17 protein-coding genes and 2 pseudogenes are annotated in these 20,969 nt (G+C 72.3%); 13 read left to right on the top strand and 6 right to left on the bottom strand.

The genetic code is table 11. The features are described 5' to 3' along the window. Window positions 1–133 precede the first annotated feature (133 nt). From egtA to ABD143_RS12090, 5 genes are all read left to right on the top strand, one after another. Entirely contained in the window at window positions 134–1,468 is a 1,335-nt protein-coding gene (gene egtA / locus ABD143_RS12110) for an ergothioneine biosynthesis glutamate--cysteine ligase EgtA (protein ID WP_343977338.1), read from the top strand. Further along, on the top strand, window positions 1,465–2,817 hold the full coding sequence (gene egtB, locus ABD143_RS12105) for an ergothioneine biosynthesis protein EgtB (RefSeq protein ID WP_343975844.1): 1,353 nt from the start codon (window positions 1,465–1,467) through the stop codon (window positions 2,815–2,817). Before egtA ends, egtB begins: the two co-directional genes overlap by 4 nt. Before the next feature lie 7 nt (window positions 2,818–2,824). Continuing rightward, on the top strand, window positions 2,825–3,583 hold the full coding sequence (gene egtC, locus ABD143_RS12100; protein WP_343975840.1) for an ergothioneine biosynthesis protein EgtC: 759 nt from the start codon (window positions 2,825–2,827) through the stop codon (window positions 3,581–3,583). Beyond that, window positions 3,580–4,551, top strand: coding sequence for an L-histidine N(alpha)-methyltransferase (gene egtD, locus ABD143_RS12095; RefSeq protein ID WP_343975837.1), 972 nt, complete (start codon window positions 3,580–3,582; stop codon window positions 4,549–4,551). The genes egtC and egtD overlap by 4 nt, the downstream gene beginning before the upstream one ends. Window positions 4,552–4,784: 233 nt before the next feature. Further along, window positions 4,785–6,239 carry an MFS transporter gene (locus tag ABD143_RS12090; protein ID WP_343975834.1) on the top strand — a complete coding sequence of 485 codons (1,455 nt, stop codon included), beginning with the start codon at window positions 4,785–4,787 and terminating at the stop codon, window positions 6,237–6,239. Window positions 6,240–6,274: 35 nt separating this feature from the next. On the opposite strand, the gene ABD143_RS12085 is transcribed toward ABD143_RS12090, so the two are convergent. Beyond that, a complete protein-coding gene (locus tag ABD143_RS12085; RefSeq protein ID WP_343975831.1) occupies window positions 6,275–6,700 on the bottom strand; it encodes a hypothetical protein in 426 nt (141 codons plus the stop codon). Window positions 6,701–7,054: 354 nt separating this feature from the next. After that, complete coding sequence (locus ABD143_RS12080; RefSeq protein ID WP_343975828.1) at window positions 7,055–9,865, bottom strand: aconitate hydratase; 2,811 nt, start codon at window positions 9,863–9,865, stop codon at window positions 7,055–7,057. 532 nt (window positions 9,866–10,397) lie between these two features. Between ABD143_RS12080 and ABD143_RS12075 the strand changes: the two genes are divergently transcribed. The 7 genes from ABD143_RS12075 to ABD143_RS12045 all read left to right on the top strand — a co-directional run bounded on the left by ABD143_RS12075 (window position 10,398) and on the right by ABD143_RS12045 (window position 17,836). Continuing rightward, window positions 10,398–11,660 (top strand): C40 family peptidase, encoded by a 1,263-nt coding sequence (locus tag ABD143_RS12075; RefSeq protein WP_343975825.1) that lies wholly within the window; start codon window positions 10,398–10,400, stop codon window positions 11,658–11,660. Between the two features lie 435 nt (window positions 11,661–12,095). Continuing rightward, a complete protein-coding gene (locus ABD143_RS12070) occupies window positions 12,096–13,166 on the top strand; it encodes an AAA family ATPase (protein WP_379659729.1) in 1,071 nt (356 codons plus the stop codon). Between the two features lie 56 nt (window positions 13,167–13,222). Next, the gene (locus ABD143_RS12065; protein WP_343977335.1) at window positions 13,223–14,104 is read left to right on the top strand and encodes a DUF58 domain-containing protein; all 882 of its coding nucleotides are present in this window, start codon (window positions 13,223–13,225) and stop codon (window positions 14,102–14,104) included. After that, window positions 14,101–15,090, top strand: a complete 990-nt coding sequence (locus ABD143_RS12060) for a VWA domain-containing protein (RefSeq protein WP_343975821.1) — start codon at window positions 14,101–14,103, stop codon at window positions 15,088–15,090. Before ABD143_RS12065 ends, ABD143_RS12060 begins: the two co-directional genes overlap by 4 nt. Before the next feature lie 173 nt (window positions 15,091–15,263). After that, entirely contained in the window at window positions 15,264–15,974 is a 711-nt protein-coding gene (gene fabG, locus ABD143_RS12055) for a 3-oxoacyl-ACP reductase FabG (RefSeq protein ID WP_343975818.1), read from the top strand. Window positions 15,975–16,005: 31 nt separating this feature from the next. Continuing rightward, window positions 16,006–16,782, top strand: coding sequence for an enoyl-ACP reductase FabI (gene fabI / locus ABD143_RS12050; RefSeq protein WP_343975815.1), 777 nt, complete (start codon window positions 16,006–16,008; stop codon window positions 16,780–16,782). Further along, window positions 16,754–17,836, top strand: coding sequence for a ferrochelatase (locus tag ABD143_RS12045; protein WP_343975812.1), 1,083 nt, complete (start codon window positions 16,754–16,756; stop codon window positions 17,834–17,836). Before fabI ends, ABD143_RS12045 begins: the two co-directional genes overlap by 29 nt. On the opposite strand, the pseudogene ABD143_RS38190 reads toward ABD143_RS12045, so the two are convergent. From ABD143_RS38190 to ABD143_RS12030, 4 genes and pseudogenes are all read right to left on the bottom strand, one after another. Then, a pseudogene (locus ABD143_RS38190) lies at window positions 17,772–17,930 on the bottom strand (hypothetical protein); the annotation flags it as partial. The gene ABD143_RS12045 and the pseudogene ABD143_RS38190 overlap by 65 nt on opposite strands. 81 nt (window positions 17,931–18,011) lie before the next feature. Then, window positions 18,012–18,443, bottom strand: a complete 432-nt coding sequence (locus tag ABD143_RS12040) for a DUF6069 family protein (protein WP_343975809.1) — start codon at window positions 18,441–18,443, stop codon at window positions 18,012–18,014. A gap of 73 nt (window positions 18,444–18,516) precedes the next feature. Further along, entirely contained in the window at window positions 18,517–18,855 is a 339-nt protein-coding gene (locus tag ABD143_RS12035; protein WP_343975806.1) for a dihydrofolate reductase family protein, read from the bottom strand. A gap of 241 nt (window positions 18,856–19,096) precedes the next feature. Then, window positions 19,097–20,317 (bottom strand): tyrosine-type recombinase/integrase, encoded by a 1,221-nt coding sequence (locus ABD143_RS12030; RefSeq protein ID WP_343975803.1) that lies wholly within the window; start codon window positions 20,315–20,317, stop codon window positions 19,097–19,099. A 149-nt stretch (window positions 20,318–20,466) separates the two neighbouring features. On the opposite strand from ABD143_RS12030, the pseudogene ABD143_RS12025 reads away from it, so the two are divergent. After that, window positions 20,467–20,969 (top strand): annotated as a pseudogene (locus ABD143_RS12025) (response regulator receiver protein); the annotation flags it as partial.

Raw genomic sequence — 20,969 nt, 5'->3', positions numbered from 1 at the left:
GCCGCGAAAAAGCCGGACGTACGGCTTGCGACGTCTATTCGTCCCATACGTGCTGCCAGGAGGTCCGGCGAGCCGTGGCGGCCCCGCGAGCGCAGGAAATTGTCGGAGCCCGGGGGTAGCGTTCGAGGGCGTGATGGACGACTGGGGCACTACTTCAGCCTCAGATCGCACCGGCGTCGCCGAGCTCGCTCCGGACCCGGGGCCGTCGGTGCTGCGCGACTGCGCTGACGCGGAGACGCACGTCGGGTCGATCTGTTTCAAGCACGGTCCTCCTCGGCTCCTCGGGACGGAGCTCGAATGGTTGTTGCACCGGCCCTCCGACCCTGCAACAGCGCCGGATGCCGCCACTCTCGCCGCGGCACTCGGCCCGCACGCCCCGGCGTCGCTCGACCCGGATTCGCCCGCCCGCCCGCTCCCTTCCGGCTCCACGGTCACCCTTGAGCCCGGCGGCCAGATCGAGCTGGCCAGCCCGCCACTGCCCGATCTCGAGCGTCTCCTGCGGGTCGTCCGCTCCGACACCGCAGCGCTGCACGGCATGCTCGCCGGCCATGGCCTGCACCCCTCGTCCCGCGCCGCCGACGCGGTCCGCCCGCCGCGGAGGGTGCTGGAGCTGCCGCGCTACCGCGCGATGGAGCAGTCCTTCGACCGCCGTGGCCCACAGGGGCGTAGTGCGATGTGCTCCACCGCGGCGGTCCAGGTCTGCGTCGACGCGGGCGATCCGAACGAGGTCGCCGGCCGGTGGGCCGCGGCCCACGCGCTCGGCCCAGTTCTCCTTGCGGCGTTCGCCAACTCGCCGGTACTGCACGGCAGACGCACCGGCTGGAAGTCCTCCCGCTGGGCGAGCTGGCAGAACGCTGATCCCGCCCGGTGCGCGCCGCCCCCGCTCGCCGACGCCGCGAGCAGCGATCCGGCTGCGGCGTGGGCTCGCCGAGTGGTGCACAGCCCGGTGCTCACCGTGCGCCGCGAACAGGAGTGGCTCGTGCCGAAGGGCGTCACGTTCGCCGACTGGATCGAGGGCGCTCTGCCCGAGCCGCCCACCATCGCCGACCTCGAGTACCACATCACCACGCTGTTCCCGCCCGTGCGCCCGCACGGCCACCTGGAGATCCGCTACGTCGACGCCCAGCCGGGCAGGCGGTGGGCACTGCCCGTCACGGTGTTGACCGCACTGCTGGCCGACCCCGCCGGCATCGACGGCGCGCTCGCCGCATGCGAGCCGGCGCAGCAGCGCTGGACGACCGCCGCCCGCCACGGGCTCGCCGACCGGGCGCTGGCCCGCGCCGCGGGCCAGGTGTTCGAGCTGGCACTGGGCCGGCTCGCCGGCGTCGGCGCCCCGGACTGGGTGGTCGCCGACCTCACCGACATGACCGAGCGACAGGTGCTGCGCGGGCGCTGCCCAGCCGACGAGGCCGACGGCCCCGCCGACGGAGCAGCCGATCCCGCGACACCGGAGGAGACAGGCACATGACGCTTGACCTTCACCCAGGCACGGAGGAGGAGCTGCGGGCTCGCGTGGCCGGCCTGCTCACCGAGTCCCGCGCCAGGAGCACCACACTCACCGAGGCCGTCGACGAGGCCGACCTCGTGGCCCAGCACTCGCCGCTGATGTCGCCGCTGGTCTGGGACCTCGCGCACATCGGCAGCCAGGAGGAGCTGTGGCTCGTGCGCGACGTCGGGGGCCGCGAGCCGCTGCGCCCGGAGATCGACGGCCTCTACGACGCGTTCCAGCACTCCCGCGCCAGCCGCGTCGAGCTGCCGCTGCTCACGCCGGCCGAGACCCGCACCTACGTCGCCGAGGTGCGGGAGAAGGCGTTCGACGCGCTGGAGCGCACCCCGCTGCGGGGCCGCAGGCTCGTGGAGCACGGGTTCGCGTTCGGCATGATCGTGCAGCACGAGCAGCAGCACGACGAGACGATGCTCGCCACCCATCAGCTGCGCGCGGGCGCACCCGTGCTGCGGGCACCCGCGCCGCCGCCCGGCACCAGGCCCGCCGCCCGTCAGGTGCTCGTGCCCGGCGGGCCGTTCACGATGGGCACCTCCACCGAGCCGTGGGCGCTCGACAACGAGCGGCCGGCCCACCCCGTCGACGTGCCGGCGTTCGTGATCGACACCGCCGCCGTCACCAACGCGGAGTACGCCGAGTTCGTCGAGGCGGGCGGCTACGACGAGCCGCGCTGGTGGAGCGAGGTGGGCTGGGGGCACCGGGTCTCGGCCGGGCTGGTTGCTCCGCAATTCTGGGAGCGCGACGGATCGGGCTCCTGGTACCGCAGGCGCTTCGGTGCGGTGGAGCCGCTCGCGGCCGACGAGCCGGTTGTGCACGTCTGCTTCCACGAGGCCGAGGCGTACGCCCGGTGGGCGGGCAAGCGCCTGCCCACGGAGGCCGAATGGGAGAAGGCGGCCCGGTTCGATCCGTGGTCCGGACGGTCGCGGCGTTACCCGTGGGGCGACGAGGAGCCGACGCCGGAGCACGCCAACCTGGGCCAGCGCCACCTGCAGCCCGCCGCCGCGGGCGCGTACCCGCTCGGGGCGTCTGCGCTGGGCGTTCAGCAGCTGATCGGCGACGTGTGGGAGTGGACCAGCTCGGGCTGGCACCCCTACCCGGGCTTCGAGGTCTTCCCGTACCCCGAGTACTCCCGGGTGTTCTTCGGTGGCGACTACCGGGTGCTGCGCGGCGGCTCGTTCGGCACCGCGCCTGCCGCCATCCGGGGCACGTTCCGCAACTGGGACCACCCGATCCGCAGGCAGATCTTCTCCGGCTTCCGTTGCGCCCGGGATGCCACCGCGGCCGAGGCCGGCGCGCCCTCAGGCAGGGTGTAGCCGGTACGTGTGCCGCCATCTGGCCTACGTCGGGCCGCCGGTGACGCTGGCGTCGCTGGTGCTCGAGCCGCCGCACTCGTTGCTGCGGCAGTCCTATGCCCCCGCCGACATGCGCGGCGGCGGCACCATCAATGCCGACGGCTTCGGCGCCGGCTGGTACCCCGAGCCGGGTGGCCCCGCGGCCCGCTACCGGAGCGCCGGTCCGATCTGGTCCGACGCCTCGTTCGCCGCGCTGGCCGCGGTCACGGGTAGCGGCGGGGTGCTCGCCGCCGTGCGCTCGGCCACGGTGGGAATGCCGGTCACCGACACGGCGGCCGCACCGTTCGCCGACGGACCCTGGCTGTTCAGCCACAACGGGGTGGTGCGCGGATGGCCGCAGTCGGTCGCCGCGGCGGCCGCGGCGCTGCCCGTCACCGACCTGCTCACCCTCGACGCGCCCACCGACTCCGCATTTCTGTGGGCGCTCGTGCGGCACCGGTTGCGCGGCGGCGCCGACCCGGCCGACGCGTTGGCCTCGGTCGTCACCGAGGTCGCGGCCGCGGCTCCGGAGTCGCGGCTCAACCTGCTGCTCACCAACGGCACGGCGATCTGGGCCACCGCCTGGTCGCACGCGCTCTCCGTGCGCACCGACGACAGCCACGCGCTCGTCGTCTCCGAGCCGATCGACCCCCATACAACCTGGACCGCGGTGCCCGACCGGCACCTCGTGACGGCCTGCCCGGGCCACCGGCGCTTCACCGCGCTCGCGACGACGGGAGAAGAATGACCACGCCCCTGCTCGACATCCACCTCACCGGTGCCGACGCCGACGCCGCACTCCGGGCCGATGCCCGGGCCGGCCTCGTCGCCGTGCCGAAGCGGCTGCCGCCGAAGTGGTTCTACGACGCGCGCGGGAGCGAGCTGTTCGAGGAGATCACCGAGCTGCCGGAGTACTTCCCCACGCGCACCGAGCGGGCGCTGCTGGAACGCAGCGCCGACTCGATCGCCGTGCTCTCCGGCGCCGACACGCTCGTGGAGCTGGGCTCCGGCTCGTCGGCGAAGACGCGCCTCCTGCTGGACGCGTTCCGGCGGGCGGGAAGCCTGCGCCGGTACGTGCCGCAGGACGTGAGCGAGACGGCGCTGCGGCCGGCGATGGATGCGCTGGCGGTCGAGTACCCGGGCCTCGAGCTGCACGGCGTAGTGGGCGACTTCACCGCGCATCTCGGGCGGCTGCCCGCGCGGGGGCGGCGGATCGTGGCGTTCCTCGGCGGCACGATCGGCAACCTGCTCCCGGCCGAGCGCGCCGAGTTCCTGACGGGGCTGCGCACGGCGCTGCGCCCCGGTGAGCAGTTCCTTCTCGGCACCGGCCTCGTCACCGACCCCGACCTGCTGGTGGCCGCCTACGACGACAGCGCGGGTGTCACGGCGGAGTTCAACCGCAACGTGCTGCGCGTGCTCAACCGGGAGCTCGGCGCCGACTTCGACATCGACGCGTTCGCGCACAAGGCGCTGTGGGACCCGGACCACGAGTGGATCGAGATGCGGCTGGTGGCCGGGCGCGCGATGACGGTCACGCTGCCCGCGGTGGACATGACGGTGCGGTTCGCGGCGGGGGAGGAGATGTGCACAGAGGTGTCGGCCAAGTTCCGGCTGCCCGGTGTGCGGGCACTCCTTGCCGACGCGGGCTTCGACACCATCCGCAGCTGGACCGACCAGCAGGAGCGCATGGCGCTGACCCTCGCCACAGCGGTGTGAGGGCGCCGGTCTGAGCGTGTGTGTGCCGGGGTCCGGCGCACTCCGCTCATGTGTCAACCAAAGATTGACGCCGACGATGGGGCAATGGATCGATGACCGCGAGGGGCGGGCCCGGGGGCCGCCGGGAATGTGAGCGGAAGCTCGCCCGCAGGCCGGGCGAGCGAGGGTCAGGGCGAAGAACTGCGTTGTAGCCTCGCTAATAGTTACTACTAGGCAACTATCGGAGCTTTTCGATGCCCGAGCTCTCACGCAGACGGCGCATGCTGATCCTCGTCATCTGCTGCTCCAGTCTGTTCATGGTCAGCCTGGACAACACGATCGTGAACCTCGCGCTGCCCTCGATTCAGCGCGAGCTCGGCTCGTCGCTCTCGGCGCTGCAGTGGACGGTGGACGCCTACACGCTGGTGATCGCGTGCCTGCTTTTGCTGTCCGGATCCACCGCCGACCGGATAGGCCGGCGCCGGGTGTTCCAGACAGGGCTTGTCCTGTTCGGCCTGGGCTCGCTGCTGTGCAGCGCCGCGCCCACGACGGGCGCGCTCATCGCGTGCCGTGCGCTGCAGGCCGTCGGCGGCTCCATGCTCAACCCCGTCGCGTTGTCCATCATCAGCAACACGTTCCTCGATCGCCGCGAGCGGGCGAAGGCCATCGGTGTGTGGGGTGCGGTCATCGGTGTGAGCATGGCCCTGGGCCCGGTCCTGGGCGGGGTGCTCGTGGACGGCGTCGGCTGGCGCTCGGTGTTCTGGATCAACGTGCCGGTCGCGGTGGCGGCCGTGGTGCTCTGCGCCAAGTTCGTGCCCGAGTCGAGGGCCGCCCGTGCCCGCCGCTTCGACCCGCTCGGCCAACTGCTCGTCGTCGTGCTGCTGGGCGGCCTGGTGTTCGGGATCATCGAAGGCCCGAACCTCGGGTGGACCTCGCCGGCGATCCTCGGCTGCTTCGCGGCCGCGCTGGTGGCAGGCGGGCTGCTGGTCAGGGTGGAGTCGCGGCTGTCCCAGCCGCTCGTCGACCCGCGGTTCTTCCGGAGCATCCCGTTCAGCGCCGCCACCCTCACGGCGGTGTGCGCGTTCGCCGCGCTGTCCGGGTTCCTGTTCCTCAACGCCCTCTACTTGCAGGACGTGCGCGGCTACACGCCGCTGCACGCCGGGCTTCTGACGCTGCCGATGGCAGTGATGGCCGGGGTGCTCCCGCCGGTGTCCGCCCGGCTGGTCAGCAGCCGAGGGGCACGTGTCTCGCTGCTGATCGCCGGCGCCGCTATCGCGGCGAGCGCGCTGCTACTCGCGCTGGTGCTGCGGGCCGACACCCCCATCGCCGTGATGCTGGTGGCCTACGTGCTGTTCGGTGTCGGCTTCGGGATGGTCAATGCCCCCATCACGAACACCGCGGTGGCCGGGATGCCGCTGTCTCAGTCCGGCGTGGCCGGTGCCGTCGCCTCCACCAGCAGGCAGACCGGTGCGGCGCTCGGGGTCGCGGTGCTCGGGTCGCTCGTGACCTCGAGCATCGCCGGACCGTTCGCCGCGGGCTTCGCCGGCGCCGCTCGCCCGGCGTGGCTGGTCATGATCGGGTGTGGGTTGGCGATCGTCGTGCTCGGCATCCTCGCAACCGGCAGGCGAGCGGTGGCGTCCGCGGCCCGGACAGCCGCGCTGTTCGACGAGTCCGCGACGGAGCGGGTTGCGGCGGCCGCGGCCCGCTGACCTGCACGCTGACCTGGGCGGCGGCGTGCTGCCGGTCAGCCGACGACGGCGGTGGCAAGCAGGGCGAGAGCGCCGCCGACCGCCACCGCCAGCACGGCCGGGCGGGTCCAACCGCGGTCGAGCAAGCGGCGGGCCGGCGTGGACACGGCGTATCCGGCGACCATGAACGGCAGGAGCAGCAGCGCCACCGGCGGCCCGCCGATCGCCGAGGCCGTGCCTCCGGCACCGGAGACCACCCCTGCCACGACGAGCGCGGGCGGGCTGGGCCGCGGCCGCCAGCGCAGGACCGAGAGCCCCGCGCAGACCAGCACCGTCACGGCGACGGCGGCAGCGAACCAGCGCGCAGGAAGCAGGGCCACGGCGAGCACCCTGAGGGCGATCCCGGGCAGCCTGCCGACCAGCGCCCACCCGACGCCCGCCAGGGCGGGGGCGGCCGGGACCCCTCCAGGCTCTGGGCACATACCCTCCAGGCTCTGCACACATATACGCGTCCAACCGCTCAGCCGCGCGCGGTGAGGTGCACAGGAGAGCTGTTTTATCTTGGCCAATTCGCTCTGATGTCCACCTGACGGCGGCCCCGGTGCGTATGTGTGTGCAGAGCCTGGTAGTGCGCGGGACTCCACCGCGGCGGACTGCAGGCTCTGCACACACATACGCGTCCAACCCGCCGCCGCGACTGGCGCAAGGAACGCCACCTTCCTTGCACGGGCGCAAGCAGAGCCGCTTTCTTTGCGTTGAGGATGGGGCCGCCCCGAACACGACCGAGCCCCGCTCACCGGTGGGTGAGCGGGGCTCGGCGGCGTTCGGGGCGGCGCTCAGCCGCGCAGCATCCCGCGCAGCACGTACTGCATGATCCCGCCGTTGCGGTAGTAGTCGGCCTCGCCGGGGGTGTCGATGCGCACGGTCGCGTCGAACTCGACCGTCTCGCCCGACTCCTTCGTGGCCGTCACGTGCACGGTGCGCGGCGTGGTGCCGTCGTTGAGCGCCGTCACGCCGCCGACGTCGAACGTCTCGGTGCCGTCGAGGTGCAGCGACGACGCCGACTCACCCTCCGGGAACTGCAGCGGCAGCACGCCCATGCCGATCAGGTTGGAGCGGTGGATGCGCTCGTAGCTCTCGACGATCACGGCCTTGACGCCGAGGAGCGCGGTGCCCTTCGCCGCCCAGTCACGGGAGGAACCGGAGCCGTACTCCTTGCCGCCGAGCACGACCAGCGGGGTGCCGTGGGCGGCGTAGTTCTGCGCGGCGTCGTAGATGAACGCCTGCGGTCCGCCCTCCTGCGTGAAGTCGCGGGTGTAGCCGCCGCTCACGCCGTCCAGCAACTGGTTGCGCAGCCGGATGTTGGCGAACGTGCCGCGGATCATCACCTCGTGGTTGCCGCGGCGGGAGCCGTAGGAGTTGAAGTCCTTCTTCTCCACACCGTGCTCGCGCAGGTACTGCCCGGCCGGGGTGTCCTCCTTGATGGAGCCGGCGGGGGAGATGTGGTCGGTGGTGACCGAGTCGCCGAGCAGCGCGAGCACCCGGGCGCCGGAGACGTCCGTGACCGGCGCCGGGTCGGGCTGCATGCCCTCGAAGTACGGGGGCTTGCGCACGTAGGTGGACTGCGGGTCCCACTCGAACGTGTCGCCCTCCGGCGTCGGCAGCGAGCGCCACCGCTCGTCACCGGCGAAGACGTCGGCATAGTCCTTGGTGAACATCTCCTGGCTGATCGTGTTGTCGATCGTCGTCTGGACGTCCTGCGCGGACGGCCAGATGTCACGCAGGTAGACGTCGTTGCCCTGGGGGTCCTGCCCGAGGGGCTGGTGTTCAAAGTCGAAGTCCATGGTGCCGGCCAGGGCGTAGGCGATGACCAGCGGCGGAGAGGCCAGGTAGTTCATCTTGACGTCGGGGTTGATCCGGCCCTCGAAGTTGCGGTTCCCCGAGAGCACGGAGACGACCGACAGGTCGGCCTCGTTGACGGCCGCGGAGATCTCCTCGGCCAGGGGCCCGGAGTTGCCGATGCAGGTGGTGCAGCCGTAACCGACGAGGTGGTAGCCCAGCTTCTCGAGGTACGGCCAGAGACCGGCCTTGTCGTAGTAGTCGGTGACGACCTTGGAGCCCGGCGCCATCGACGTCTTCACCCACGGCTTGACGGCGAGGCCCTTGGCGACGGCGTTCTTGGCCAGCAGCGCCGCGCCGAGCATGACCGACGGGTTGGAGGTGTTGGTGCACGACGTGATCGAGGCGATGACGACGGCGCCGTGGTCGAGCACGAACTCGCCGCGGTCCGCGGACTTCACGACGATGGGCTTCGACGGGCGTCCCTCACTGCCGTTCGCGGCGGAGAACACGACCGGCGCGGCGTCCTCGTCGGCGAAGCTCAGCGCGGGGGCGTCGCTGGCCGGGAACGACTCCCGGCCCGCCTCGTCCACGCCGCTGTGCGCAGGCGGCTCGGCGACGGCGTCGTCGGTGTAGTCGTGCACGGTCTTGCGGAACGACGGCTTGGCGTCGGAGAGCTCGATGCGGTCCTGCGGGCGCTTCGGCCCGGCGATGGACGGAACGACCGTGGAGAGGTCCAGCTCGAGCGTCTCGGAGTAGGTGGCCTCGCGGGCCGGGTCATGCCAGAGACCCTGCTCCTTGGCGTATGCCTCGACCAGCTCGATCTGCGCGTCCGAGCGGCCGGTGAGCTTGAGGTAGCGGAGGGTCTCGTCGTCGATCGGGAAGATCGCCGCCGTCGAACCGAACTCGGGGCTCATGTTGCCGATCGTGGCGCGGTTGGCCAGCGGCACTGCGCTCACGCCCTCGCCGTAGAACTCGACGAACTTGCCGACCACCCCGTGGCGGCGCAGCATCTCGGTGATCGTCAGGACGACGTCGGTGGCGGTGGCGCCCGCCGGGATCTCCCCGGTGAGCCTGAACCCGACCACGCGGGGGATGAGCATCGAGACGGGCTGGCCGAGCATGGCCGCCTCGGCCTCGATGCCGCCGACGCCCCAGCCCAGCACACCCAGGCCGTTGACCATCGTGGTGTGCGAGTCGGTGCCGACGAGCGTGTCCGGGTAGGCCTGGCCGTTCCTGGTCATGACCACCCGCGCGAGGTGCTCGATGTTGACCTGGTGCACGATCCCGGTGCCGGGCGGCACGACCTTGAACTCGTCGAACGCTCCCTGGCCCCACCGCAGGAACTGGTAGCGCTCCTTGTTGCGCCCGTACTCGAAGTCGACGTTGCGCTCGAAGGCGTCGGGCCTGCCGAAGACGTCGATGATCACCGAGTGGTCGATCACGAGCTCGGCCGGAGCGAGCGGGTTGACCTTCGCCGGGTCGCCGCCCAGCTCGGTGACGGCCTCGCGCATGGTCGCGAGGTCCACGACGCACGGCACGCCGGTGAAGTCCTGCATGACGACGCGCGCGGGGGAGAACTGGATCTCGGTGTCCGGCTGGGCCGCGGGGTCCCACCCGGCGAGCGCACGGACGTGGTCCGCGGTGACGTTGGCACCGTCCTCCGTGCGGAGCAGGTTCTCCAGCAGCACCTTGAGGCTGAACGGGAGGCGCTCCGCTCCTTCGACGGCGGACAGCCGGAAGATCTCGTGCTCGGCACCGCCTGCCTGGATGGTGCCTTTCGCTCCGAAGCTGTCGGTGCTGGCCACGGTCGTGTCCTTCCTGGCGGTGGTGGGCGCTCGGACGCCTGTGTGAGTTGCGGGAGTCTCGCGCACCGCCACGTCCGCGACACAGCGAACCCCGCACGCCAAACAGTACGCTTGTCCTGCTAGCTGGTCGAGGCAGGGCAGCACGCGACCAGGGCGGCACGCGACCAACCGGAGCAACTCGCGCAGCCCGGGTTGACGGCCGCGACGTCACGACCGGGCCCGTCCCCGGTGGCGGTCAGGTCGTGGTGATCCCGGTTCGCGGGTTACCGGGCGTTCAACTGCGTGCCCGGTTACCTCACGGACCGTGATGGGGCCACTCGGAACGCCCGATGCGGTGCAAGTTCGTTTCCGTTGCGGGTGTGGCGAGTGTGACCAGACGGTTTTCGGTGGCACAGTGCCATCGCTCGCGTGATCAGCGACGGGGATGGAGGTCGTTCTCGTGCGGTGTCGACGCGCCCTCGGCAGGCGGCCCGCGCCGCGCCGGCGTGCCCAGGGGTGGACCGGTCGATCTGTCGCTCTGGCGGTGCTCCTGGTGCTCCTGAGCGGAACGGCCACCGCGCTGGCCCAGCCGCCCCCTCCCCCGCCGAATCCGAGTGACGACGAGCTGCGGCACAGCCGGCAGTCCGTCGACGCGCGGGCGAGCGAGGTGGCCGCGCTGACGACGCAGCTCGCCGAGCTGGACAGTCGCGTGGACGACCTCCAGGTCGAGCTCGCGGTGCAGCGTGAGTCGGCCGAGGCCGCGATGGTCGACCTCCAGGTGGCGCAAGAGGCGGCCGAGGCGGCCGCCCGGCGCGCGGCAGCGGCCCGCGTCGAGACCGACGCCGCCACCGTCGCGATCGACCAGGCGAGGGCGCGGCTCGACGAGTTCGTGGCCGCGACCTACCAGCAGGGGTTCGACACCGGCCCGCTCGGGCTCCTGACGGAGTCCGCGAGCCCGGAGGACCTGGTCGCGCGGGCCGAGTTCAACAACCTCATCGTCCAGACGCAGGCGAGCGCGCAGGAGTCGCTGGAAAAGGCGCGCGTCGAGAAGGCGAACGCCGACTCCGCTGCCCGTCAGGCCCGGGACGAGGCGCGCGACCGCGAGACGGAGGCGGCCGCGGCGAAGGCGGTGGCCGACCAGGCGTACGCCGGGGCGGCCGACGCGGCCCGGCAGCAGGTCGAGCTGCTGACTGCGGTCGAGGCGGAGCGGGCCGACGTGCAGCGCAGGCTCGACGCGGCCGAGGCGGCCGACGACGGCCTGCGGGTCCAGCGCAGCCGGTTCGACGAGTGGCAGCGCCGGATCGCCGAGGAGGCGGCGGCGGGGCAGCGTGCCGAACGGGACGCCGCCACGGCGCGGCTCGCGCTTCCCCGGCAGGGCAGTGAGACCGGGGCTGTGCGGGGCAGCGCGGCGGTGCAGCGCGTGATCGATCGGGCGATGTCGCAGGTCGGCGTGCAGTACGTATGGGGTGGCGGCACCGGTCGCGGCCCCAGCACCGGCATTCCGGATGTATTCGGATCCCCCCTCGACCGCATCGGCTTCGACTGCTCGGGGCTCATGCTCTACGCCTTCAACGGAGCGGGGGTGGCCCTCCCGCGGGTCGCTCGCAGTCAGTTCAACGCCGGCCGCAAGGTGCCGTTGTCCGACATGCGGCCGGGGGACATGGTGTTCTACCAGAACGGGAGCGCCCCGATCCATCACGTGGCGATGTACATCGGCAACGGCAAGATGATCGAGGCCCCGTACACCGGCGCGAACGTGCGGGTGGTACCGCTACGCACGAAAGGCCTGCTGCCAGAGGCCACCCGGGTTCTCTGAGCCCCCTTGGAACGGGGGGCTCAGACGCGCTTCGCAAACTCAGGTGTCAACGAAACATTGACACCTCCAAAACGACATCGAATCGACGACACCTCCTGGCCGAGACGAATGAAGCTGCGGGCCGGTCGCCGGGCAGGGGGGAGCGGAGCCCGGTGCTAGCGGGAGAACGCCGGGCGGGACCAGGCCGGCCGCTGTCGAGGGCCGGAACGCCCCGCCGGCGGCCTCGGCGCGCTGGGCCTACCCGACATCCCGCGCCGCGGCCCCGGAGTCAGTCGCTGGCAACCTTCGTTGTCAATCAATCATTGACGCAACGATTCGCCAACGAATCGAAGACACAACCGTCAGCCTCAACGGAGCCGCCGCTCAGAACCCCGTCCGCCGGCAGCACGCCCGAGAGCGGGGGATCGGGACCCGTTCACCGGCGTCTCACCTGGCATGGGGTGGGATGGCACCGTGAGCGAGTCCGTTCCTACCCCGGCCCGGGAAGGCGAGCGCCTCGAGCGCGTCGTCTTCGAGATCAAGCGCGTGATCGTCGGTCAGGACCGGCTGGTCGAGCGGATGCTCGTCGGGCTCCTGGCCCGCGGCCACCTCCTGCTGGAGGGGGTGCCGGGCGTCGCGAAGACGCTGGCGGTCGAGACGGTCGCCAAGGTCGTCGGCGGCACGTTCGCCCGCCTGCAGTTCACACCCGACCTGGTGCCCGCCGACATCCTCGGCACGCGCATCTACCGGCAGGGCCGCGAGGAGTTCGACGTCGAGCTCGGGCCGGTGGTCGCCAACTTCGTGCTCGCCGACGAGATCAACCGCGCTCCGGCGAAGGTGCAGTCGGCGATGCTCGAGGTGATGGCCGAGCGGCACCTGTCGATCGGCGGGAAGAGCTTCCCGATGCCCGACCCGTTCCTCGTGCTGGCGACGCAGAACCCGATCGAGAACGAAGGCGTCTACCCGCTGCCAGAGGCGCAGCGCGACCGGTTCCTCTTCAAGATCATCGTGGAGTACCCGGGTGTGGAGGAGGAGCGGGAGATCGTCTACCGGATGGGCACCGAGCCGCCCGTCGCGCAGCAGGTGATCGACCCGGGCGAGCTATCGCGACTGCAGACGGTGGCGTCGCGGGTGTTCGTGCACCACGCGCTCGTCGACTACGTGGTGCGGCTGGTGGTCGCCACGCGCACGCCCGCCGAGCACGGGCTCTCCGACATCGCCGGCTGGGTGTCCTACGGCGCCTCGCCGCGCGCCACGCTCGGGATCGTCGCGGCGGCGCGAGCGCTCGCGCTGGTGCGCGGTCGCGACTACGTGCTGCCGCAGGACGTGCTGGACGTGACGCCGGACGTGCTGCGCCACCGGCTGGTGCTTTCCTACGACGCCGTGGCCGACAACGTCCCGATGGACCACATCATCTCCCGGGTGCTCGCCACGGTGCCGTTGCCGCAGGTCAGTGCGCGGCCGCAGAACGGGCCGGCGCACGACCAGACCCCGCCGCCCTACACCTCGGCGGGCGCTCCCGCGTGAATCCGGCCAGCGCCTCGCGGACGCCCACCGCGCCGCCCTCGTTCCGCGACGGGCGGATGGAGGCGGCGCTGCGCACGCTCGAGCTGGCCGTCCGCGGGCGGCTGGACGGGCTGCTGCAGGGCAACCACCTCGGCCTCGTCCCGGGGCCGGGCAGCGAGCCGGGGGAGGCTCGGCTCTACCAGCCCGGCGACGACGTGCGCCGGATGGACTGGGCGGTCACCGCCCGCACCACCGAGCCGCACGTGCGGCAGAGCGTCGCGGACCGGGAGCTGGAGACGTGGGTCGTGCTCGACCTGTCCCCGAGCCTGGACTTCGGCACGGCGTCCTGCGAGAAGCGCGACCTCGCCATCGCGGCGCTCGCCGCCGTCACGCACCTGACGCGCGGGGGAGGCAACCGGATCGGCGTGCTCGTCGCGACCGGGGAGCAGACCGTGCGCATCCCGGCGCGGGGTGGGCTGGTGCACGCGCAGGGCATGCTGCGGCGGGTGGCCCGCACCCCGCGGGCGCCGGAGGGAACCCGGGGCGACCTGAAGGGTGCGGTCGAGCAGCTACGCAGGCCGCCGCGGCGGCGCGGGCTCGCGGTGGTGATCTCCGACTTCTTGGGTGAGCCGGACTGGGAGCGCCCGCTGCGCGCGCTGTCGACGCGCCACAACCTCGTCGCCGTGGAGGTCCTCGACCCGCGCGAGCTCGAGCTGCCCGACGTCGGCACGGTGGTGCTGGCGGACCCGGAGACCGGACGCCAGCGCGAGGTGACCATCACCCCGCTGATGGCCCGCGAGTTCGCTGCCGCGGCGGCGGAGCACCGCGAACAGGTGGCAACCGTGCTCCGCCGCTGCGGCGCCGCGCACCTGACACTGCGTACGGACTCCGACTGGATCGCCGACGTCGTGCGGTTCGTGCTCGCCCGCAAGCGGGCGTGGTCGGGGGGTGGCCGATGACCTTCTCGCATCCATGGTGGCTGTTGCTGCTGGTGGTGGTCGCCGTGCTCGCGGGCGGCTACGTCGTGCTGCTGCGCAGGCGCCGCCGCGACACCGTGCGGTTCACCAACCTGGAGCTGCTCGACCGCGTCGCGCCGAAGCGTCCGGGCTGGCCGCGGCACGTACCGGCGGCGGCGCTGATCGGCGCGCTCGCGGTGCTGACCATCGCGCTGGCCGGCCCGATGGCCGACGCGCGGGTGCCGCGCAACCGCGCCACGGTGGTGCTGGTGATCGACGTGTCCCTCTCCATGCAGGCCACCGACGTGCAACCGAGCCGGCTCGCTGCCGCGCAGGCCGCGGCGAAGGCGTTCGCCGATCAGCTCACGCCCGGGATCAACCTCGGTCTCGTGTCGTTCGCAGGCACGGCGGCTGTGCTCGTGTCGCCGACCGCGGATCGGGATCCCGTGAAGCGGGCCGTCGACGGGCTGCGGCTGTCGGAGTCCACGGCGACCGGTGAGGCGATCTTCGCGGCGATGCAGTCGGTGGAGACGTTCTCCCAGGCCATCGCGGGGGCGGCGAGCGAGGGCCCGCCGCCTGCCCGGATCGTGCTGATGAGCGACGGCAAGCAGACCGTGCCCGGCGGCGTGATGCCGGAGGACGAGCCGCGGGGCTCGTTCACGGCGGCACGCGCGGCGCACGCGGCGGGAATCCCGGTGTCCACGATCTCGTTCGGCACCGACTACGGCACCATCGAGATCAACCCGGGGGAGCGCACCCCGGTCGCCGTCGACGACGCCTCGATGCGGACGATCGCGGACCTGTCCGGCGGGCAGTTCTTCACCGCCGCGACGGAGGACGAGCTGCGCCAGGTCTATGCGCAGCTGGGCGAACAGATCGGGTACGAGGTCCGCCGCGTCGACACGAGCAGACCGTGGCTCGCCGGCGGCGCCCTCCTGCTGGTGGCGGGCGTCGGCACGGGCCTGGCCATGGGCCGACGCTTCCCCTGACCCCGCAGCTCGCACACCCGAATCCAGCGACTCGCTCGCATTGTCCCAGCGACTCGCAGGTACCCACCCGCGAGTCGCTGGATTGCGGTGCGCGAGTCGCTGGATTGCGGCGTGCGAGTTACGGTCGGCGGGGCGTGGTCGCCGGGGTTGCGCTGGGCCCATAGGGTGGCCGCGTGGGACGCAGCGTGCTGGTGACGGGTGGCAACCGCGGGATCGGGCTGGCGATCGCGAAGGCGTTCGCGGCGCAGGGGGACCAGGTGGCGGTGACCCACCGCAGCGGCGCGGAGGGACTGCCCGGTGAGCTCCTCCCGGTGCAGTGCGACGTCACCGACGCCGCAGCCGTCGACGCCGCGTTCAGCGAGGTCGAGGACAAGCACGGGCCCGTGCAGGTGCTCGTCTCCAACGCGGGGATGAACGACGACACCCTGCTCATGCGCATGTCGGAGGACTCCTTCACCCGCGTCATCGACGCCAACCTCACCGCCGCCTACCGCGTGGCGAAGCGGGCGTCGCGTGGGATGCTCCGCGCCAAGAGCGGCCGGATGATCTTCATCTCCAGCGTCGTCGGCCTGACCGGGTCAGCCGGTCAGGTGAACTATGCGGCGTCGAAGGCGGGTCTGGTCGGGCTCTCCCGCTCGATCGCGCGGGAGCTCGGCTCGCGGGGGATCACCGCGAACGTCGTGGCGCCGGGCTTCGTCGACACCGACATGACCCGCGCCCTGCCCGACGCCCGCCGCGCCGAGATCCTCAGCCAGGTGCCGCTCGGCCGCTACGCCGACCCGGACGAGATCGCCTCGGCTGTCACATGGCTGGGTTCCGACGCCGCGGGGTATGTCACGGGTGCCGTGATCCCCGTCGACGGCGGCCTCGGCATGGGCCACTAGCACGCACGTGACGGATTCAGGAAAGGCTTCCATGGGACTGCTCGAGGGCAAACGGCTGCTCATCACCGGCGTCATCACCGACGCCTCGCTCGCGTTCCATGTCGCGAAGGTCGCGCAGGAGCAGGGCGCGCAGGTCGTGCTCACCGGGTTCGGCCGAATGCGGCTGGTGGAACGGATCGCGCAGCGGCTGCCGCAGCCCGCCCCGGTCATCGAGCTGGACGTCACCGACGAGAGCCAGCTCGACACCCTCGTCGACCGGCTCACCCCGCACCTCGGGGACGAGCCGCGCCTGGACGGGGTGCTGCATTCGATCGGGTTCGCGCCCGCGTCCTGCCTGGGCGAGGGGTCGTTCCTGAAGGCTCCGTGGGAGGACGTCGCAACGACGATCCACGTGAGCGCCTACTCGTTCAAGGCGCTCGCAGTGGCGGTGCTGCCGCTGCTGCAGCCCGGCGCGTCGATCGTCGGGATGGACTTCGACAACCGCCAGGCCTGGCCGGCCTACGACTGGATGGGCGTCGCGAAGTCCACGCTGGAGTCCGTCACCCGCTACCTCGCGCGCGACCTCGGCCCGAAGGGCGTCCGCGTCAACCTCTGCGCGGCCGGCCCGGTGAAGACTATGGCCGCGAGGTCGATCCCCGGCTTCGCCGCTTTCGAGGATGCCTGGGACGGTCGAGCGCCGCTGGGCTGGGACGTCACCGACCCCGTGCCGGTCGCGAAGACGGTCTGCGCGCTGCTCTCGGACTGGCTGCCCGCCACCACCGGCTCGATGGTGTGGGCCGATGGCGGTTTCCACGCGATCGGGGTGTGATCTGGGGGTGCACGAGTCGTTCGACGCCCTGCTTGTCCTCTCCTTCGGTGGGCCGGAAGCACCCGAGCACGTCCGCCCGTTCCTGGAGAACGTGGTGCGCGGGCGGGGCGTCCCGCCGGAACGGCTTGACGCGGTCGAGGCGCACTACCAGCACTTCGGCGGGGTCAGCCCGCTCAACGCCCGCAACCGCGATCTGATCGCCGCGGTGCGGGAGCGCATCGAGGTGCCGGTGTACTTCGGCAACCGCAACTGGCACCCGATGGTCGAGGACACCGTCGCGGAGATGACCCGCGACGGGGTGCGCCGCGCGCTCGTGTTCGCCACCAGCGCCTACGGGGGTTACTCGGCGTGCCGCCAGTACCTGGAGGACATCTCCCGCGCCCGAAAGGCCGTCGGCAGCGCGGCCCCGGACCTCGTGAAGCTGCGCCAGTTCTTCGACCACCCGGACTTCGTGGCGGCCAACGTGGACGCCGTCCGGGCGGCCCGGGCCACTCTGCCCTCCGACGTGCGCGATTCCGCGCGGCTCGTGTTCACGGCGCACTCGGTGCCCGTGGGGGCCGACGCGGCGGGCGGACCTCCGGAGGAGGGCGGGCACCGCTACTCCAGGCAGGTGGCCGAGGCCGCCCGGCTCGTGGCGGCGGAGCTCGGGGAGACGGAGTACGACGTCGTGTGGCAGTCCCGGTCGGGGCCGCCGCGGGTGCCGTGGCTGGAGCCGGACATCGTCGACCACATCGACGCGCTGCACGCCCGCGGTGTGCCGGGCGTTGTCGTGTCGCCGGTCGGGTTCGTGTCCGACCACGTCGAGGTGATCTGGGACCTCGACACCGAGGCCCGTGAGCGGGCCGAGGAGCACGGTATGGCGTTCGCCCGCGCAGCGACGGCGGGCCCGGACCCCCGGTTCGCCGACATGGTCGCCGAGCTCGTCGCCGAGCACCTCCACGAGTTCGCGCCCCGCTCGCTCGGCTCCGTCCCCGCAGGGGGCTGCCCCGTCAACGGCGCCCCGTGCGCCATCGACTGCTGCGTCCCCGCCCGGCGGCCGACCCGGCCGGAGTAGCCGGCGGGCTCTTCCGGTCGAGAGAGACCACGGTCAGCACGTCGCCGGGGCGCACGTAGTCGAACATGCGGGTCAGCTCGGGCCGGTCGGTGTTCTTGCCGGACGAACGTTACCGAACGGTTCCTGTCCCGGTCGGAAAGACGGCGCCCATGATCTCGCGTGCCAGTTCCGGCCCCTACTTGCGGGCGTTCGTCGAGGTCGCCCGGAACACCGGAATGAGCACTGCGGCGACCGCGACGTGCGCGAGCGCGAGCACGACCTTGGTCCCGCCCGACGCCTCGATGGTGAACAGCGGGAAGAACGACACGGCCAGAACCACCAGCGCCACGACCGTCCAGATCAGGCGGGCGCGGGGGGTCACGCGCTCCAGCAGGGCCAGCAGCGCCCAGCCCAGCAGGGAGAAGAACAGCGCGAACATGATGATCGCGCTCGCCCCGAGGTCCTGCGGCTCCTGCCCCTCGGCCTTAATGATCATGTCGTTGCCGAGCAACGGCTCGCCCACCACCCAGACCAGGACGGCCGCCACGACGGCCCCCACCACCGCGAGAGTCCGATTGCGCCGGCGCGTTCCGGCACTGATCTCCCGTACATCACTCTGAATCGTCACGTCTACTCCTTAAGCAGATTCATAGTTCACGAACTGTGCTGGGTGCTCGCCGTCGCCGTGGTGACGCTCGCGGTCACGGCCTGACCGGCCGGTACCGCACACTCAGCTCGGCCGTGGGGTCGCCGTCGCCGACCCGGTGGAGGTAGTGCGGCCGGCCACCGGGGAGGTCCAGCAGCCGGATGCCCTCGCCGAGCAGCACGGGCGCGATGTGCAGGTCGATCTCGTCGAGCAGGCCGCGTTCGAGAAGCTGCCCACCGATCGTCGGCGACAGCACCTCGACGTTCCCGCCGCCGGCCGCGGCCAGCGCGATCCGCACCGCCTCTGCCACGTCACAGTCGAGGAACGTGACGCCGTCGGCGGGCTCGGCACAGAGCACCTTGCCGTTCGCGGTCTGCGGTTCAGTGTCGTTCACTGCTGTCTCCTCTGCCGGCTGATTGCCTCGTGCGGTACTGAGACGGCATCCACCGCGAAACCTCATCGGTCCAGGGTGGGTGGGAGGTTGAACGACGGGAACAGGGCCGGCTCGTGGAACGCGACGATCTCGGTTATCCGGCCGTCGCGGACCTGCAGCACGCCGATGCCGAACGGCAGGGTCCGGGGCAGTCAGACCAAGATCAATTCCTAGGTCCTTAGCGTTGTTTTTTCGCTGGAAACTACGGGCGGCCGGGTGGGCGGGCGTTGTCGTGCGCCTCCTCGGTCGCCACCTCGATGGCTCGGGCGACCAGGTCCGCGGCGGTGCTGGCCCGGGTGCGCCTGCCGCGGTCGTAGTGCTGGGTGGTGGCGATCGTCGCGTGCCCGACGTCGGCCTGGACGTGCTGGATGCGTGCGTCCTGTTCCAGCGCGATCGTGACGTACGCATGGCGCAGCGCGTGCGGGTGGACGTGATCGGCCGCTCCGTCGAGGGCGGGGCCCGCGGTCGCCGCGATCCGGCGGAGCAGCGTGTAGAGGTCGAAGCGGGAGCAGCGCCCGCCGGTGCGGGTGGCGATGAGGGGTGCCGCGCCGCCCGCGGTCTGCCCGCGTGGGGCGGGGACCGCGGACTGCCCCACCCGGTCGCGCTCGACGAGGTACTCGGTGAGCGCGTCGCGGGCCAGGTCCGTCAGGTAGACCTCGCGGTGCAGCCCGCCCTTGCCCAGCACGCGCAGCACATCCTCGCCGCCCGTGCGGTACAGGCTGTCGCGGTCGAGCCCGGTGACCTCGGAGATCCGCAGCCCGAGCGTCAGCAGCGCCACCACGGCGACGGCGCGCGTGGCATAGAGCCGGGCGAGTGCCGGGCTGCGTGCCGACGGCAGCCGGGCGGCCGCGTCGAGCAGCGCCCGCAGCTGCGCCGCGGTGAGCCGCACGGTCGGTGAGGCGTCCCGGGCGCTGGAGGAGAGCCCGAGCCGGGAGCGGTTGAGCGCCGCGGGGTTCGCCGCGACGACCCCGGTCTCGGCGAGATGCCCGTAGAGCGCGGACAGCGTGGCGAGCATCCGTTGCCGGGTGCGCCGCCGCGCGCCGGCGGCGTCGAGCGCGTGCAGCCAGGCCTTGACGTGGGCGGCGCTCGCCTCGCGGGGGTCGAGCGTGCCGGCGGCGCACCAGCGGAACCAGGCGAGCGCGTGCAGGGGTCCGCGGGTGGCGGCGGGTGGGCGCGGCCCGGTGGTTGGCTCGGCCGGCTCGCGGCCCCCGACCGCGTCGGCCCACTCCACGGGCAGCCCGAGCGCGTAGGCGTAGGTGCGCCGGGTGCCGGCGTTCGCGTACTGGCCGAGCCAGTCGGCGAGCTGGGCCCGCAACCCGTCCGGATCGGCGACGCCGGGCCACTCCTCCGGGCCGGTCGCGCGGACGTCCGGCGGTGCTTCCCGGGGGAGCGATTCGAGCACGGCGAGGGCGTCGGCGGTCACCGGGGGAGGGTCCCAGTTTTCGGCGTGCCCGGAGCGCCGCCGCGCCGAGTGCCACCAACAAAACAGTGGTTTCGTTGGTGTCAGGTTCGGTTGAGAAAACATCGTGTCGGTTAATCGGTTTGAAACTGCGAACTGGTAGCGTCTCGATCATGATCGACGAGGCCGTGCGCTGCGGCTACAGCAAGTGCCGGGCCCAGCTGCCGCCGCCGGGCCCCCAAGGCGGGAGGCGCCGCTCGTTCTGCCGCGACACCCGCTGGCCCGGCGGCCGGACGTGCGGGCAGATGGCCCGAGCCGAGCGGGACGCGCTCGATGCGCTCGGCCTCGACTCTGGGCCCGCGACGTTCCGGCTCGACGCCGACCGGCTGCGTGAACACGTGGACGCGGTGCGGGTGCCGGTCACCGAGCTGGCGACCGCCCTCGACGCGGTCGCGGCCCGCCTCGACGAGGTGGAGGGCAGCGCGCTGGCAGCCGTCGAGGCCGCGCAGCGCGGCACCGCCGAGGCCGAGGCCGCCCGCGTCGAGGCGCAGCAGGCGAGGGAGCGCGCCGAGCGGGAGTCCCGGGAGGCGCGCGAGCGGGCGGAGCAGGCGGCGGAGGAGCGGTCGGCCGCCGTGGCGCGGGCCACGGCGGCGGCCCGGCAGGCGCTGGAGGCCAC

Origin of the sequence: Pseudonocardia aurantiaca, assembly GCF_039526725.1 — a bacterium.
In the GTDB taxonomy this organism is placed as follows: Bacteria; Actinomycetota; Actinomycetes; order Mycobacteriales; family Pseudonocardiaceae; genus Pseudonocardia; species Pseudonocardia aurantiaca.
The sequence above is the reverse complement of the archived record's forward strand: the minus strand, read 5'-3'. Positions and strand labels throughout refer to the sequence as shown.

Bases quoted from the DNA above. Each gene is read 5' to 3' on its own strand.
- egtA (WP_343977338.1), top strand. From the start codon at position 134: ATGGACGACTGGGGCACTACTTCAGCCTCAGATCGCACCGGCGTCGCC.
- egtB (WP_343975844.1), top strand. From the start codon at position 1,465: ATGACGCTTGACCTTCACCCAGGCACGGAGGAGGAGCTGCGGGCTCGC.
- egtD (WP_343975837.1), top strand. From the start codon at position 3,580: ATGACCACGCCCCTGCTCGACATCCACCTCACCGGTGCCGACGCCGAC.
- ABD143_RS12090 (WP_343975834.1), top strand. From the start codon at position 4,785: ATGCCCGAGCTCTCACGCAGACGGCGCATGCTGATCCTCGTCATCTGC.
- ABD143_RS12085 (WP_343975831.1), bottom strand. From the start codon at position 6,700: ATGTGCCCAGAGCCTGGAGGGGTCCCGGCCGCCCCCGCCCTGGCGGGC.
- ABD143_RS12070 (WP_379659729.1), top strand. From the start codon at position 12,096: ATGGGGTGGGATGGCACCGTGAGCGAGTCCGTTCCTACCCCGGCCCGG.
- ABD143_RS12065 (WP_343977335.1), top strand. From the start codon at position 13,223: ATGGAGGCGGCGCTGCGCACGCTCGAGCTGGCCGTCCGCGGGCGGCTG.
- ABD143_RS12060 (WP_343975821.1), top strand. From the start codon at position 14,101: ATGACCTTCTCGCATCCATGGTGGCTGTTGCTGCTGGTGGTGGTCGCC.
- fabI (WP_343975815.1), top strand. From the start codon at position 16,006: ATGGGACTGCTCGAGGGCAAACGGCTGCTCATCACCGGCGTCATCACC.
- ABD143_RS12045 (WP_343975812.1), top strand. From the start codon at position 16,754: ATGGCGGTTTCCACGCGATCGGGGTGTGATCTGGGGGTGCACGAGTCG.